The sequence below is a fragment of the Cyanobacteria bacterium GSL.Bin1 genome, assembly GCA_009909085.1.
In the GTDB taxonomy this organism is placed as follows: Bacteria; Cyanobacteriota; Cyanobacteriia; order Cyanobacteriales; family Rubidibacteraceae; genus Halothece.
In genome coordinates this window covers 1-14,475 of sequence record JAAANX010000107.1, presented here as the reverse complement: position 1 = coordinate 14,475, position 14,475 = coordinate 1, and the positions used below count along the sequence as shown (strand labels likewise).

Here is a 14,475-nt window from a genome sequence, read left to right as displayed (position 1 = left end):
AACATCTGATGACCTCGTTATTGAGGAGGAAATTAATCCGAAAATCGTTTGCGGTGTAACTTAGTTACAGTAAGAGTTTTAGGTTTTTGGAGATGTCTATTAGATGCTTTGTTCTTCTACTTCTGAAAATGAAATTTCTGCTGATTTAGATTGACGTTGGCACGGGCGTTTAAATGGACACTCTAAGCAATCGCCTTTTTCCAATTCAACTTGGGGAAAGGAAGTTTTATTTTTTTTGTACTGTTGATAGTAATCATTAAGTTGTGCTAGTAACTGATTCAATTCTTTTTCTGTTTTGGCATGCTCACTACGATTGTAAGAGAAGGTAACAGCAGTCGGTTGCTGCGGCAGATGAATAAACCAGTATGTGAATTGAATTTGTTCGGGACTATAGTCGGAAGTTTCTGCTAACAGGTATTTGTACAAACGCGTCTGCCAATGTTTCGCTAAAATTTCTGAATGTGGCGGTTGAGCATAAGTTTTCCAGTCAATAATTTCTGCTTTATCTTCACTTAAAATTAGTAAATCGTAAATCCCAATTAATAAAAAATTTCCTTTTAAGAAGGTTCGTCGATGTTCCGCTTGTCGCCAAGTTTTGGGCTGAGGAAAAACAACTTGCGGTGCAGCTGCTGCTAGTGCCTGAAAGGAAGTTGCTAATCGTTTATCAGTGGCTAAAATGCTTTCTACAGGTAAGTCCAGTTCCCGTTGCTGCATCAAACGATGAAATCGGTTACCTAAGTTGAGGTTATTTTGTCGTTGTGGGATGCAAGGAGAGGTGAACTGTTCGAGATAGGTATATTGAAACTTCCGTGGACAAGTCGAGAGCAAGTGGAGATGGTTTTGGGAAAGTTGCCAAATTGCTTCTGTCATAATTAGGGGGACAGTTGTTTAGTCTTTATAAAAAGTTATCAGCGATTTTTAGGAAGATTTAGCAAGGACAAAAACACTCCCTTGATTACCTCGTGCAATGCGTAACTCTTCATCCAGATACGTAATTTCTAACCAAGCCTTTTGTTCAGAATTACGATTGATTGGAAAATCAAAAGGGAGAAATTTTTTTCCGTCTTTGAGCGCTTGAATATAAGGTTCGGGATCTTGATACCCCAAGAGTCGTTGTAAACCAATAATGGAGCGTTTAAATTCAACATTAACTCGCTTTTCTGAGGCAGGGGTAAATTCAGCCACAACAGAAACAATTCCTTCTAGAAAAGGAACACCAACAATTTCTGCGATATTATAAACTTTGCTATTTTCCGGATCAATATATTGGTAAATTTGTCCAGCTTGCAAAATGGGTAGTCGATCAAAGCCTAATAAATCTTGACTGGTTGTGTAGAGTAAACGCCAATTCCCACCTAATAATTCTGTGTGTTGAATCGGATCTGGAGTTGGATTTTCTACTTCTAATTGCGCGATCGCGCTCAGTATAGATGCTTTTTCTTCCTTTTTTGCTAACAATCCCCGATTTTTTCCCGCGATCGCATTGAGTAATTGTGTTTTTGTACTCATTTTCTTCTCGTAATTAAAAAGAGCATAGTTTATTCTACCAATTCCCTCCCCTTGACAAGGAACAAGGAACAATTAACAATAGACCGTGATTGGTCACCCTGATTTGTCTCTATTGTTCTGCTGTACCTACCTCAATGGCGATTTATTTTTATAAAGCCGATCAACCGTATGGTTGCTTTTCTAACTTTTCTCCTCATCCAGTGACCATCGATGGCAAAGAATGGCCGACAGTTGAACATTATTACCAAGCCCATAAACTACTTGGTACACCGGATCAGGGATTAATGGAAGTGATTCGTCAAGTCGAAACTCCCGAAGAAGCAGCAGCAATGGGGCGTGATTGCGCTCGGACGATTCGCATTGATTGGAATACAGCAAAACAAAAAGTGATGTGGCGGGGTGTTCTCACGAAGTTTCTCACCCATCCAGATATCCAAACGATTCTTCTCAACACGGGAGACGAGTGGTTGGTGGAAAATTCGCCGCGAGATTATTACTGGGGATGTGGAAAAGATGGAACTGGGCAAAATGAGCTGGGAAGAATGCTGATGCGCGTCCGCACCCAAATCAGACAGCAATTAGCGCAGACGCAATGCGACGGAATCGATTAAAATAGAAAGGTTGTAAACATAGTATTTGTTGCTCATTATCTGAATCTTATGGCAGTTCCCAAAAAGAAACGCTCTAAAGCCAAAAAGCGCACGCACAAATCCCTCTGGAAAGGAAAAGCTACTGCTGAAGCGCAAAAAGCTTTATCTTTAGGAAAATCAGTCCTCAGTGGACGTTCTACCTTCGTTTATCCGACCAATGAGGATGACGAAGACGACGAAGAATAAATGGCATGATCATAAGGCAATCAGTAGGGGCAAGTCGCCCTTACTTGATCTAAAATCCCTTGTGATATGGTAAATGGTAGACCCTAATCAACAACAAGACTAATGGATGCTTCTAACTTCCAACAACGACTTGATCACTATAGTAAGTTTTACAGTGGTTATAATGAAGACCCTGCTGCGTGGGAAGCAAAAAATGGGTCTTGGGTTGAATATGAACACTTAGAAAAAGCCAAAATGCTGCAAGAAATGGGACAAGTGATGTCCTTACTGCACGATAAAACGGCTAATGAGACAAAATTAGCGACTAATGGCGATTTAGAATATTATTCTACAGTGCGGGAAGTTTTGGCAGAATTGCGGCACTTTTTAGAACAAACTTAAGTCATGTTCCTAGCTTGAGTGGTCAAGATCGCCTGTTTCTTGTTTGAGGAACAGGTGATTTGTATTAAGTATAAAAAATGAATTGCGCCTTCAAGCCTCAAGTTTCCTTACAGTTTTTCACCACTTAAGACAAAAATTGGATCAACGGCTGCGAAGACTTGGGTTGTGCCTCGGGTTTCTAAGCGATTCACTGATGACTGAACCACTTCAATATTGCGAGCTTGTAATTTGGCAAACCCCTCAGAAAGGCGATATAAACTTTCCAGATTATTGGCAACTGCCACCACTCGACCCTGTGGTTGTAAATAATCCCAAACTTGCTCTAAGATATTGTGTACATTGCGTCCCCCTTCTAAACAGACCCGATGAGGGTACTCCGGTAACTGATCTAAACAATTGGGCGCAACCCCTTGAATGACCTGTACATTTTTGACACCAAAACGAGTACAGTTGTGGCGAATCAAATCAACAACTTCTTCATCTCGTTCGACCGCAAAAATTCGGGCTTCTGGACATAACAAGCCAGACTCTACCGGAATTGTTCCGGTTCCTGCACCAACATCCCACAAGACTGAATCCGGCTCTAAACGTAAATAAGAAATTAATAATAATCTGACTTCTCGCTTGGTCAGCGGAATTCCAGGAAGTCTTTCAAAAAGGTGATCGGGAATACCAGGACTTTTATAGGGCCAAATTGAAGACGCCATATTGATAATTAATAATTAATAATTGACAATTGATAACTAATGATTGATAATTTATTATTAGCTGTTGATGAAGGTTATTTTTGATTAGTTATTTATACTCTTCCCTCACATTTCTTGATTATCCTCCTCATTTTCCATTGTGACTTCTGCCTTGTCAATTGACCCAGCGTTACCGTTGGCATCAAAATTCTATTCTAAGTTTATTCTGCGACCTCAATTGTTTAGTTAATTATGAATTGGTGGCGTAAGCTCAAAAAAAATTCTTTAGCTCGTTTAGGAGCCTCTATACTCCTTCTCTTTTATTTAGTAGTAATTGCTGCTGATTTTATTGCGCCTTATGACCCCTACGTTTCTGCTGTCAATGGTTCTCTCTTACCACCGACAGAAATTTATTGGCGCAACCAACAAACCCAAGAATGGATTGGTCCTCACGTTTATCCGACTGAGCAAGGACCCGTTAATTTAGAGACGGGAGAACGGGAGTTAGTGGTTAATTTTAACAAGCCTTCACCCCTAGGATTATTTGTTAGCGGACCCGCTTATCAAATCTTAGCGATTCAGATTCCTTTACCCCCCAATTTTGAACCCGTTGAACTCTTTTCGGGTTGGGAAGTCAACCGTCATTTGTTTGGCACGACAGGACCGGCTAAATTTCATCTTTTAGGAACGGACGAACAAGGACGCGATCAATTTTCTCGTCTCGTTCATGGGGGTAGAATTAGCTTATTTATCGGTTTATTTGGGATTGCCATTTCTTTCCCTTTAGGGATGCTTTTTGGCGGAATTTCCGGCTATTTTGGCGGTTGGATTGATGCAGTTGTAATGCGCTTTGTGGAAGTGTTAATGACGATTCCCACCATTTATTTGTTAGTAGCTTTAGCGGCCATTTTACCGGCGAGTTTAACCAGTTCTCAACGCTTTTTACTCATTGTTGTCATTACTTCATTTGTCAGTTGGTCAGGATTAGCACGGGTGATTCGCGGACAAGTGTTATCCATTAAAGAACGAGAATTTGTGGAAGCGGCTCGCGCCTTAGGTGGCAATTCTTTTTATATTATTGTCCGTCACGTTTTACCCCAAACAGCCACTTATATTATTATTTCTGCAACGCTTGCGGTTCCTAGCTTTATCTTAGCGGAGTCGGTTTTAAGTTTAATTGGTTTAGGGATTCAACAACCCGATCCGTCTTGGGGAAATTTACTTTCAATTGCTACCAATGCTTCAGTTTTAGTCTTACAACCTTGGTTAGTTTGGCCGCCGGCAATTATGATTATTTTAACTGTATTAGCCTTTAATTTACTTGGTGATGGGATAAGAGATGCCCTTGATCCGCGTTAGAATATAAGTTGCTCAGTATTGAAAGTTAATTATGCGTAATTTTTTAAAGCAACTTTTCGCGACGTTAATTGGTAGTTTTTTGGGGCTTGTTTTATTCTCTATTGTTGGCACAGGGAGCTTATTAATCTTACTATTGCTAGTCGGAAACCGCGCACAAGAACCCCAACTTGCTTCTGATTCTATATTAGTATTTGATCTCTCGAAACCCATTCAAGATACAAATCCTCCTTTGAGTATTGTTGAAACCCTTTTGGAAGACAAAGAGCGTCCGCTAACAGTGCAGGAGGTTTTAACTTCACTAGAAAAAGCGCAAACTGATGATCAAATTAAAGGCATTTTATTAGATGGGAGTCAAGGTCAAACTGAAACGGGTTACGCTGTCCTGAAAGAAATTCGTCAAGCCTTAGCTGACTTTCAATCTAGTGGCAAAAAAGTAATTGCTTACGATCTCACATTTAGTGAAAGAGAATACTATTTGGCATCTGTTGCTGACGAAGTAATTTTGAACCCCTTAGGCAATTTAGAAATGAATGGGTTACGTTCTGAGCAAACCTTCTTTGCAGGAGCATTTGATCAATATGGCGTTGGCATTCAAGTGATCCGGGTAGGAGAGTATAAGTCAGCCGTTGAACCCTTTATTCGTCAAGACTTTAGCCCGGAAAATGAAGAACAAACAACCCTACTGCTAGCAGATCTTTGGGATGAATTTTTAGAAAGTGTAGGAGAAGCCAGGGGAATTGAGGTCAACAATCTCCAAAATATTGTTAATCAAGAAGGATTTTTATTAGCCAATGAAGCGCAAGAACTTGGGTTAGTTGATCAATTAGCCCATGATGATGAAGTTAGAAAAAAGTTTGAAACTTTAGTTGGCAAAAATAATAATGAAGATGCAGATGCAGAGTCTTTTCCTAATATTTCCATGGCTCGATATAGTGATTTAGAAAAGGGTTCAGCAGCAGTTGCAGAAAATAAAATTGCGGTACTTTATGCCCAAGGCAGTATTGTGACGGGAGAAGGGGCATTAGATAATATTGGTAGTGAGCGTTTGAGTAAACAAATTCGCAAGCTACGAGAGGATGAGGCGATCAAGGCAGTGGTGTTACGCATTAATAGTCCCGGCGGCAGTGCGATGGCATCCAATGTTATTTTGCGAGAACTACAGTTAACCCGCGAAGAAAAACCCGTGATTGTCTCCATGGGAAATGTCGCTGCCTCGGGAGGCTACTGGATTGCTTTAGGTGGAAATCGGATTTTTGCGCAACCGAATACTGTAACTGGTTCCATTGGAGTGTTTGGGGTGCTACCCAACATTCAAGAATTAGCCAATGAAAATGGCATCACCTGGGATGCCGTTACAACAGGAGATTTAGCTGGCTTAGATACGATTTCTCGCCCGAAAACCGAACAAGAATTAGCGGTTTATCAAGATGTTGTGAACCAAATTTATGATCAGTTTGTTGCTAAAGTCGCTGCGGCTAGAGATCTACCGCAAGAACGGGTGGCAGAAATTGCCCAAGGTCGGGTTTGGTCAGGAGAAGATGCGCAAGAGATCGGACTGGTCGATGAATTAGGTGGTTTAGAAAGCGCGATCGCGCACGCAGCAGAAGCCGCTGAATTGGGAGATAACTGGGAACTCCAACAATATCCGAAAACAAACCTCTTTGAAGAACAGTTTTTAAAACGACTCACCGGAGAAATTCGCCTGACTCGGACTTCAGATCATCCCTTTGATAGCCGTGTGGAAAAACTGCGTACTGCCTGGGAAGATTTTCGTGTGTTAAACGATCCGAACCAAGCTTATGCGCGTCTTCCCTTTGAATTTTGGGTAGATTAATCCAGCTGGAAAGTTTGCTTCCTGGATCGAACTCTAAACTCTCTCCAGGAAAGCAACCTGATTACTTGGTGCGGTATTCCTTCCCGCTTACTCTCTCCCTCAGCTGTTTATGAAACCACCGCTTTGAATCATTGAGGAAAAAGGGGGATAGATAAATAACTATGATTTGTATGCAACCCAATATTTGCTCGCAAAATGGTTTTGGACATCGGTCACAGTAAAACCAGCAGCAGTTAAGCGTTCCCCTAAATCATCATGAATGTAACTCTTGTAATAGGGTTCATGGAACAGAATCGGGAAGTTTTCCATCATCGGCATCAACTCAGGATGATCAATCGCTTGCATTGAATCACAAATGACGAAGACACCGCCTGGTTTTAAGACCCGAAAAACTTCGTTAATCACATTTTGGCGGGCTTGGGGTGGCAATTCGTGAAACGTAAACACACAACTAATGCCATGGAAATATTCATCGGAATAGGGTAAGGTTTCCGCATTCCCCTGGATCAATTGCGGTAATTCCCCTGGAAGTTCAGAGAGGAGTTGATTCGCCTTCCGTAGATAGGTTGGAGAGAGATCCGTGCCATGTAAAGACACTTTGGGTAGCATTCCTCGCAAGAGGCGAAGGGTGCGTCCCGTTCCACAAGCCACATCTAAAACTTTGGTGTCTTTAGCATCCAAGGAGGTTATCTCTTGTAAGCCCATCTTTAAAGGACCTAAGATCCGTCTCCGCATCGCATCTGCTGCCCCATTAAAGAGCAATTCCACTTGTAAATCATAGAGATTGGCCGATAAATCGCTGAGATAGCCATCCGTTTGGTAGTGAAAGTTTTGCAGATAATAACTGGGATAGCCTTCGGTATCAATTTCTGGAGAAAACTCTTGATAGCGCCCGTTTTGAATTCTTTGCCAAATTGAAGGTAAATCCAGCCAAACCAGCGGATAATACGTAAAGAAATCATCCCAAGGATTATCAAATACTAAGGAAGTGGGATAAATTCCTTGTTCTGCTTCTTGCCAATCTATTTCTAACAGTTGATTCAGACGTATCCGAAATTGGTTCAAGACTTCTGGGGATACCGTTTGAACCTTTTCATCTCGTTCTGGGGCAGCTAAACTGGTCAGACGAGAACTAATGCTTTTGTGAGTGAGTGCAAAAACACTTTTACCTTGTTGGAACGTCTGATAAGCAACCTTTGCCAAAGGTTGCAGCGCCTGATCCAATTGGTTTAAGGGTGCAGGAGAATCCATGATCCGCTCTTCTAATAATTGTATAGTTTTATTAAGCTTACTCAGAAGGTATTATAGCGAATCTGAGATTGAGCTTTACTCTTGAGTCAAATCAACAACATAGGTCATTCCAAAAGCTGTAACGCGATCACCATTAATAAGTTTTCGTCCCCGCCGGGTTTCAATTTCATCATTGACCCATACTTCTTCGTCCCAAATCATCATTTTGGCTTCCCCTCCTGTTTGGGCAAGACCTTGATACTTGAGAAATTGATCCAGTTTAATCGTTTCACTCATATTCCCTAAGGAAGCCAATCATCCGCTCTTAGAATAGCAAACTTGCTTGATTCTGTGGAACAAAGGTTACAATTATAACCTTTATCACTATGATTATCCTTATCCATGTCCTATAAAGCGATTAATCTCCATAACCGTCAGCAGCAAGTGGTTAGCGCGATCGCGCAGAATAATCAATCCTTAATCGACTCCGATCGCCAAGTTAAATACCAAAAAATGGCTGAGTCTCCGTATAGTTTTTTACGGGGAAGCAATCATCTGTTTTGGGAAGATATTTACAATGATTGGCGTTTGAGCTTATTCGGCGGCAATGCAGATACTCAGACTTGGTTACAAGGGGATGCTCATCTCTATAATTTTGGTGCCTTTGCCAACTACTATAAACAAGTGATTTATGGCTTCGATGATTTTGATGATGCGATTGTTGGGGATTATCAATATGATTTATGGCGCTTAGCCATTAGTTTAGTCCTTGATTGCCGAGAGAATGGTCATTTTAAGCTGAAAGAAATCGCCAAAGCAGTTAAAACGCTAGGCAAAGCCTATTTAAAAACGATCCTGAATGATCGTCATCATCCTGCCCTCAAAGAGATTCACTTTACCAAAGAGAATACGGAAGGCAAACTACAAAAGTTTTTGAAGAAAGTTGCCAAAAAAGAAACCCGTCACAAGATGCTGGATCAATGGACAATCTTTAATGAAGCTCAAAAGCGAGTCTTTGACAAAGCAGCGAAAAAATTATCTCCCTTAACCAGTGAAGAATGGGAAATGATTGTTTCGGCTTTCCCCAAGTATCGACAAACCCTCACCGGTGAGATTCCTGCTGATGATGACCGTTATTTTCAGATTAAAGATATTGCCAAACGACTTTGGGCCGGCACGGGATCGCTGGGGACACCGCGCTATTACATCTTAATTGAAGGCGATGCAGTGACGGCTCATGATGACATTATTCTTGATGTCAAACGCCAAGAAACGCCAGCTGCTTATGACCAAATGAACCAAGAAGAAAGAAGTGCTTACCATAGCGTATTTTCTCATGAAGGGGATCGTCATGCCCAAGCCTTCCGCGCGATCGCGGAACATCCTGACCAATATCTAGGTTGGATGGAATTACCCGATGGTATCTATTCGGTTCGTGAACGCTCTCCGTTTAAAGAAGATTTTCCCACCGACAAATTAGACAAACACAAAGATCTGTATCAACTTGCCCAGCAATGGGGCATTATCCTCGCAACGGAACACAAGCGCGGTGGATACACGCTTAATGGCAGCTATCTTTTTGAGGATGCGATCGAACAAAAAATTCTCGGCAAAGAAAAGACATTTATTCACTTTTTAGTCGATGTTGCCTTTCAATATGCGAGTTGTGTGGAACAAGATTACACTACCTTCCTTGCCTATTTCAATTCATGATCAGTAATTATCATACAAATTATCAAATTGGTTGACTTGAAGGTGTCGTTAGCGCCAAGCGACTTCTCGAAGAGGACCTTTCAGTTCACCCCCTTGATACGATCACAATAAAGACACTGGAGCAATTAAAATGGGTAAATCTCTTCCTCCCAAACTTGTGATTCGTGCTGGTCAATTTATCTGGACGACAATGTGGAACATCATGATGTCGAACCTTGCCCCGCGCGATCGCGAAGGAGCTTATGTTCGTCCCAACAGCGAATTTCGCGAGATAATTGGCAATTCCGCTTTTCCACCTGAATCGGGACGCTATCGGCTTTACATTGGCATGAGTTGCCCTTGGGCGCATCGAACCCTCGTTGTTCGTGCGTTAAAAGGATTGCAAGAGGCAATTCCAGTAACCGTCGTCTACCCTTCACCGACTGAAGGCGGTTGGGTATTTGATCCGCTTGAAGCCGGCTGTCGTAGCTTAGCAGAATTTTACCAGAAAGCGCAGCCAAATTATGAAGGGCGTTCGACCGTTCCGATGTTGTGGGACAGCAAAAATCAGGCAATTGTCAATAACGAAAGTTCCGAAATTATTGTCATGCTCAACAATCAATTCAACGAGTTTGCCAGTTGTCCCGAATTGGATCTCTATCCTGAAACGTTGCAACGTCAGATTGAGGAATGGAATGCCAAAATTTATCCGGCGATCAACAATGGCGTCTATCGCTGCGGCTTTGCACAAACTCAGCAAGCCTATGATCGCGCTTGTGAAGAACTGTTTTCTACTCTCAATGAAATTGAATTCACTTTAGAAAATAACCGCTATCTTTGCGGTGGTCATCTCACGTTAGCTGATGTCCGATTGTTTACTACCTTATTCCGCTTTGACGCTGTTTATTTCGGCTTATTCAAATGTAACCGTCGCCGCATCCGCGAGTATCCTAATTTAGATGGCTACTTGCGCGATATTTACCAGCTTCCTGGCGTCTCAGAAACCTGCGATATCGAAGCCGTCAAACAAGATTATTATGGCAATTTATTCCCGCTCAATCCCGGCGGAATTATTCCCTCTGGTCCGGAGACGGATTATCTCTCACAACCCCATCATCGTGACCAAAAGACACAAAGACCAATGGTTGAAAAGTGACTTCCTCCCGACTCTCATCCTAGCGGATAGAGAGCGGGCTTCCACTGTCGCCAATGGAATCTTGCTCTCCTACCCTACCCGAAGATAGATTGCGCGGGACTTACAGCCCCTCAAACTCCCCGACAGTTAAACCCTTGCCGAATCTCTTAAAGAGGAATCTGCATAAAACAGCCTCCTGCACCGTATAGATTGAGTGAAGAGGTTAATCCCTCCCGTTAAAGAAGATTTAGGAGGTCAAGCCATGACTCGCTTTCTGTCTATTGTTTCCCAATTCAATTTAGTGCGGTGGCTACAAACTCAACTCGATGGAACTGAAATTCACAATGCTAAATTAGCAAAATTTCTGTGCAAATTGATTCCAGCACATTGTCCATTTGAAAGAGAGATCAAATTTAAGGGTCAAACGATTCTACATATTCCTCCCTTATGCAAGCTTAATCCGCTTTATGAACAATTAGTGACGCTTCGCTTTAAATGTTTCTGCTACTTAGTCGATCAATGTGGGGAAGATACCCACTCAGCAGTCACTCAAGTGTAGCTCGGTAAGCCAGAAAAGAAAAGCCAAAAAATGTCACTCAAAAGCATTTGCTTTCTTCAACACATCGCGTTCATCAAAAAGCTGCCCTGCCAGCCGATAACCTAACTGCTAAAACAGTCATCGCAAGAGAGCACAATGTTTTCCTCGCTAGAAACAACAAACCATTAAGATAGGGGAAGTTCTATCATCCTTAAGTCGTTATGAATCCGATTACTGCCGGCTTAATTGCCAGTTTTTGTGCAGGAATGGCAACATTTATCGGGGCTTTACCCGCTTTACTCCCTTTCAAGTATACTCGTCGTGCTCAAGGAATGATGTTGGGTTTTGGCGGTGGCGTCATGTTAGCAGCCAGTGCGTTTTCTTTGATTGTACCGGGGACTCAAGCCGCGATCGCGCAGGGAAGTACCCAAATGCAAGCCGCTTTAATTATGGCAATGGGATTAGGGTTAGGAGGAATCTTTTTAAAAGTAACCCATGATTGGCTCCCTCATGAACACTTTTTCAAAGGGTTTGAAGGGCGAGACGGTAAGAACCTAAAACGGATTTGGCTCTTTATCTTTGCCATTACTCTACACAACTTTCCAGAAGGCTTAGCAGTGGGGGTGAACTTTGCCAATGGTGACTACAGTCAAGGTATTCCCTTGGCGATTGGCATTGGCTTACAAAATCTTCCCGAAGGCTTAGTGGTTGCCTTATCTCTCGTGGGTCAACATTATACAGCCCTCTATGCCCTTGGCATTTCTCTACTCACCGGGTTAGTGGAACCGGTTGGTGGCTTAATCGGCGTGAGTATCTTTTCCCTGGCACAGTCTTTATTACCCTGGGGCATGGCTTTTGCGGCGGGGGCAATGCTCTTTGTCATTAGTGACGATATTATCCCTGAGTCTCATGAAAAAGGGCAAGAAACCGAAGGCACCATCGGGATTATGATGGGATTTATTGTGATGATGGTGTTGGATATTGGCTTAGGCTAAATCATCCCTTGCTCATCTATTAGTGCTCCACTGTCAACAACGGTTTCCAAGTTACCACCGCGAACTATAAATTGTGATTTCTCGATCAATGCCTTTAAATTTTGACTTGCCAATGGGATAAAAGGCCGTTTGATTTTGATTTTGGAGGCGCTTATAGGTTTCTTCACTGATCACACATGCTCCAGGACGACAGACCGCTTCTAAACGAGAGGCTAAATTGACAGTGCCTCCGAGTACCGTATAATCAACCCGTTGCGAACTACCCACATCTCCAACCACTGCTTTTCCACTATTAATGGCAATGCGTAACTGTAAAGGATGAGACAAAATATGGTCTTCATTGAGTTGTTCCAATCGCTCTAGCATCGCTTTAGCGACTTTTACCGCCCGATCAGCATGATCCGATTGGGATTCTGGGGCACCGAAAAAGGCCATGATGCAGTCACCAATAAACTTATCTAACGTTCCGCCCATCGCAAATAATGGCTTGAGCATCTCCTCAAAAAATCGATTTAACAATTCTGCTAACTCTTCTGGGCGTAACTGTTCTGATAAGGCAGTAAAGCCAACAATATCGGCAAATAAAACGCTGACATCAGCTTCTATTGGCGTTAAAAGAGAATCTTCAATTGCACCAAAGGTAATTAACTGCTGAACAACAGCTGGAGAATGATAGCGTTCTAATCGTTGACGAATCCGTTCTTGTTCTTGTAACCGTCGCGTCAGCAACCAACGCTGCACACTTGCTGCGACTAAGTTAGCAATCGTGGAAAAGAAACTTAAGTCTTGATCCTGACTGGGATCTAAGCGATCAAACCCCATGGTGGCATCAGCATACAATACCCCAACCACTTGCTTTTCATTCCACAGTGGAACGGCTAAAGCCCCGCCGATCCCTTTGACCAAAATACTTTTTTCTTGAGAAAATCGTTGATCGCTTTGGGCATTCTTCGTTTTAATCGCTACTTTGTCCTTGAATACTTTGTTACAAATCGAATAGCTGATCCAATCTCCTTTATATAAAGTATCCCGTTCTCGGTGATACTCACTTTTTTGTTGTTCCCCCTTCCTAGGACGAGCAGCAGCTTTATAAAGCTCTAGTTTCCCCGAACCGTCCACATCAATTAATAACCCTAAACGCTCAACATTCGGTAGTTCTTGGAAGATCACACTTTCCACTTGGTAGAAAATGGCTTCGATGGATTCAGCACTGTTCAGCCCTTTGGCAATTTCAACAATATATTGCAAACGAGCATAGGCAATATGATCCGTACTGAGGGGATCTTTACTCTGACCCCCTTCAATCCAACGCTGTCTCAGTTCTTCAGCGTTGCGTAGAATTGTTTTTACTTCCTTGTGTGGCTCGGGCAAAGGAGATCTAACTTCTGGAGTCGCTAGGGAGGAGTTAGTTGCTAATTGCACTTTAATCGTGACATTACCAATCTGAATAATATCGCCATTGTGGATTAAGGTTGGCTTTTCAATCCGAGTTTGGTTTAATAAAGTACCATTGGTGCTGCCTAAGTCTTCAATTCGCCATTGTCCTTCTGCAATCCGGCGAAACTGACAATGACGCCGAGAAATCTCTGAATAGGGTAAATAGAGATCACATTCGGGTAAACGACCAAGAATTAGTTGATCCTGAGCTACATTTCGGGTCTGCTCGGGACTCCCATCAATATAAAGGTTTAAGGTGAGCTCAGGGGTCAATTTCATTATTGATAATGCCAATTCTCGGTTAAGTCGAGGGTAAAGACGGTATTGGGTGGAATTGTGACTTTTCTTACGCTTGATGAGGTTGGATTAGGAAAAAGCTGAGATTGGGCTTTGAGTGGGATAATGGAAGCGGTTTGGGAACTCGTTACAGGGTCTAAGGGGTTTTTCCAGCGATTGCGTACATTGAATTCAGTGCTAGCGGCTAAGCTCAGAGTAGAGTGAGCGGGAGAAGAAGTCGTTGCTTCTTTTGTAACAAGCGGGGGCACGTTAACTGTAATCGAAGATCGATGTTCAACTAAAGTCGGTGGTGGCAGTTGCAGGAGGGTATCAAGGGGAAAATCAACTTTTTTGATCTCGGGTGTCAATTGCCATTGGATCGCTTGAGAAGTTGAATGTCGATCTAAGTTAATCGTTGGTGAAAGGAGTTTTGCTTCGGGAGAGAGTTCAACAAAAGATCCGTGGGACTCCCCCACCTCGGAACAGGTGGGGGAGGAAAGCGGGTGAGTCGATACCGCTCGATGCGGTTGAGACTCACATTTTCTTAGGCTACACATAAGCCATTCG

16 protein-coding genes are annotated in these 14,475 nt (G+C 42.5%); 9 read left to right on the top strand and 7 right to left on the bottom strand.

Translation table 11 applies throughout. From position 1 onward, the window contains the following. Positions 1-99 precede the first annotated feature (99 nt). Both GVY04_14625 and GVY04_14620 read right to left on the bottom strand, forming a co-directional pair. Positions 100-870, bottom strand: a complete 771-nt coding sequence (locus tag GVY04_14625; protein ID NBD17320.1) for a PD-(D/E)XK nuclease family protein — start codon at positions 868-870, stop codon at positions 100-102. 48 nt (positions 871-918) lie between these two features. Then, complete coding sequence (locus tag GVY04_14620) at positions 919-1,509, bottom strand: fibrillin (GenBank protein NBD17319.1); 591 nt, start codon at positions 1,507-1,509, stop codon at positions 919-921. Positions 1,510-1,643: 134 nt separating this feature from the next. Between GVY04_14620 and GVY04_14615 the strand changes: the two genes are divergently transcribed. The 3 genes from GVY04_14615 to GVY04_14605 all read left to right on the top strand — a co-directional run bounded on the left by GVY04_14615 (position 1,644) and on the right by GVY04_14605 (position 2,726). After that, the gene (locus GVY04_14615) at positions 1,644-2,120 is read left to right on the top strand and encodes a DUF1768 domain-containing protein (protein ID NBD17318.1); all 477 of its coding nucleotides are present in this window, start codon (positions 1,644-1,646) and stop codon (positions 2,118-2,120) included. 48 nt (positions 2,121-2,168) lie between these two features. Further along, positions 2,169-2,345, top strand: coding sequence for a 50S ribosomal protein L32 (locus GVY04_14610; protein ID NBD17317.1), 177 nt, complete (start codon positions 2,169-2,171; stop codon positions 2,343-2,345). A gap of 102 nt (positions 2,346-2,447) precedes the next feature. Next, on the top strand, positions 2,448-2,726 hold the full coding sequence (locus tag GVY04_14605; protein ID NBD17316.1) for a hypothetical protein: 279 nt from the start codon (positions 2,448-2,450) through the stop codon (positions 2,724-2,726). A gap of 107 nt (positions 2,727-2,833) precedes the next feature. Here GVY04_14605 and cbiT read toward each other — a convergent pair whose 3' ends face one another. Next, positions 2,834-3,433, bottom strand: a complete 600-nt coding sequence (gene cbiT / locus GVY04_14600) for a precorrin-6Y C5,15-methyltransferase subunit CbiT (protein ID NBD17315.1) — start codon at positions 3,431-3,433, stop codon at positions 2,834-2,836. A 231-nt stretch (positions 3,434-3,664) separates the two neighbouring features. On the opposite strand from cbiT, the gene GVY04_14595 reads away from it, so the two are divergent. Both GVY04_14595 and sppA read left to right on the top strand, forming a co-directional pair. Further along, a complete protein-coding gene (locus GVY04_14595) occupies positions 3,665-4,771 on the top strand; it encodes an ABC transporter permease subunit (GenBank protein ID NBD17314.1) in 1,107 nt (368 codons plus the stop codon). Positions 4,772-4,802: 31 nt separating this feature from the next. Next, a complete protein-coding gene (sppA, locus tag GVY04_14590; protein ID NBD17313.1) occupies positions 4,803-6,605 on the top strand; it encodes a signal peptide peptidase SppA in 1,803 nt (600 codons plus the stop codon). 159 nt (positions 6,606-6,764) lie between these two features. On the opposite strand, the gene GVY04_14585 is transcribed toward sppA, so the two are convergent. Beyond that, on the bottom strand, positions 6,765-7,856 hold the full coding sequence (locus GVY04_14585) for a methyltransferase domain-containing protein (protein NBD17312.1): 1,092 nt from the start codon (positions 7,854-7,856) through the stop codon (positions 6,765-6,767). A gap of 75 nt (positions 7,857-7,931) precedes the next feature. Continuing rightward, entirely contained in the window at positions 7,932-8,132 is a 201-nt protein-coding gene (locus GVY04_14580) for an RNA-binding S4 domain-containing protein (protein ID NBD17311.1), read from the bottom strand. 105 nt (positions 8,133-8,237) lie between these two features. On the opposite strand from GVY04_14580, the gene GVY04_14575 reads away from it, so the two are divergent. The 4 genes from GVY04_14575 (at position 8,238) to GVY04_14560 (ending at position 12,195) form a co-directional block, all read left to right on the top strand. Continuing rightward, positions 8,238-9,548 carry a DUF2252 domain-containing protein gene (locus GVY04_14575; protein NBD17310.1) on the top strand — a complete coding sequence of 437 codons (1,311 nt, stop codon included), beginning with the start codon at positions 8,238-8,240 and terminating at the stop codon, positions 9,546-9,548. A gap of 130 nt (positions 9,549-9,678) precedes the next feature. Then, positions 9,679-10,683, top strand: coding sequence for a glutathione S-transferase family protein (locus GVY04_14570; protein NBD17309.1), 1,005 nt, complete (start codon positions 9,679-9,681; stop codon positions 10,681-10,683). A gap of 241 nt (positions 10,684-10,924) precedes the next feature. Further along, positions 10,925-11,221 carry a nitrogenase gene (locus tag GVY04_14565; protein NBD17308.1) on the top strand — a complete coding sequence of 99 codons (297 nt, stop codon included), beginning with the start codon at positions 10,925-10,927 and terminating at the stop codon, positions 11,219-11,221. A 200-nt stretch (positions 11,222-11,421) separates the two neighbouring features. Next, positions 11,422-12,195 (top strand): ZIP family metal transporter, encoded by a 774-nt coding sequence (locus tag GVY04_14560; GenBank protein ID NBD17307.1) that lies wholly within the window; start codon positions 11,422-11,424, stop codon positions 12,193-12,195. A 51-nt stretch (positions 12,196-12,246) separates the two neighbouring features. On the opposite strand, the gene GVY04_14555 is transcribed toward GVY04_14560, so the two are convergent. Both GVY04_14555 and GVY04_14550 read right to left on the bottom strand, forming a co-directional pair. Next, the gene (locus GVY04_14555) at positions 12,247-13,911 is read right to left on the bottom strand and encodes an FHA domain-containing protein (protein NBD17306.1); all 1,665 of its coding nucleotides are present in this window, start codon (positions 13,909-13,911) and stop codon (positions 12,247-12,249) included. Then, complete coding sequence (locus tag GVY04_14550; GenBank protein ID NBD17305.1) at positions 13,911-14,465, bottom strand: hypothetical protein; 555 nt, start codon at positions 14,463-14,465, stop codon at positions 13,911-13,913. Before GVY04_14550 ends, GVY04_14555 begins: the two co-directional genes overlap by 1 nt. Positions 14,466-14,475 lie beyond the last annotated feature (10 nt).

What these genes read in the sequence shown, in the direction of transcription:
- GVY04_14565 (NBD17308.1), top strand. Translation starts at nt 10,925, where the DNA reads ATGACTCGCTTTCTGTCTATTGTTTCCCAATTCAATTTAGTGCGGTGG.
- cbiT (NBD17315.1), bottom strand. Translation starts at nt 3,433, where the DNA reads ATGGCGTCTTCAATTTGGCCCTATAAAAGTCCTGGTATTCCCGATCAC.
- GVY04_14625 (NBD17320.1), bottom strand. Translation starts at nt 870, where the DNA reads ATGACAGAAGCAATTTGGCAACTTTCCCAAAACCATCTCCACTTGCTC.
- GVY04_14550 (NBD17305.1), bottom strand. Translation starts at nt 14,465, where the DNA reads ATGTGTAGCCTAAGAAAATGTGAGTCTCAACCGCATCGAGCGGTATCG.
- GVY04_14555 (NBD17306.1), bottom strand. Translation starts at nt 13,911, where the DNA reads ATGAAATTGACCCCTGAGCTCACCTTAAACCTTTATATTGATGGGAGT.
- GVY04_14570 (NBD17309.1), top strand. Translation starts at nt 9,679, where the DNA reads ATGGGTAAATCTCTTCCTCCCAAACTTGTGATTCGTGCTGGTCAATTT.
- GVY04_14575 (NBD17310.1), top strand. Translation starts at nt 8,238, where the DNA reads ATGTCCTATAAAGCGATTAATCTCCATAACCGTCAGCAGCAAGTGGTT.
- GVY04_14580 (NBD17311.1), bottom strand. Translation starts at nt 8,132, where the DNA reads ATGAGTGAAACGATTAAACTGGATCAATTTCTCAAGTATCAAGGTCTT.
- GVY04_14595 (NBD17314.1), top strand. Translation starts at nt 3,665, where the DNA reads ATGAATTGGTGGCGTAAGCTCAAAAAAAATTCTTTAGCTCGTTTAGGA.
- GVY04_14610 (NBD17317.1), top strand. Translation starts at nt 2,169, where the DNA reads ATGGCAGTTCCCAAAAAGAAACGCTCTAAAGCCAAAAAGCGCACGCAC.
- GVY04_14605 (NBD17316.1), top strand. Translation starts at nt 2,448, where the DNA reads ATGGATGCTTCTAACTTCCAACAACGACTTGATCACTATAGTAAGTTT.
- GVY04_14560 (NBD17307.1), top strand. Translation starts at nt 11,422, where the DNA reads ATGAATCCGATTACTGCCGGCTTAATTGCCAGTTTTTGTGCAGGAATG.
- GVY04_14615 (NBD17318.1), top strand. Translation starts at nt 1,644, where the DNA reads ATGGCGATTTATTTTTATAAAGCCGATCAACCGTATGGTTGCTTTTCT.
- GVY04_14585 (NBD17312.1), bottom strand. Translation starts at nt 7,856, where the DNA reads ATGGATTCTCCTGCACCCTTAAACCAATTGGATCAGGCGCTGCAACCT.
- sppA (NBD17313.1), top strand. Translation starts at nt 4,803, where the DNA reads ATGCGTAATTTTTTAAAGCAACTTTTCGCGACGTTAATTGGTAGTTTT.
- GVY04_14620 (NBD17319.1), bottom strand. Translation starts at nt 1,509, where the DNA reads ATGAGTACAAAAACACAATTACTCAATGCGATCGCGGGAAAAAATCGG.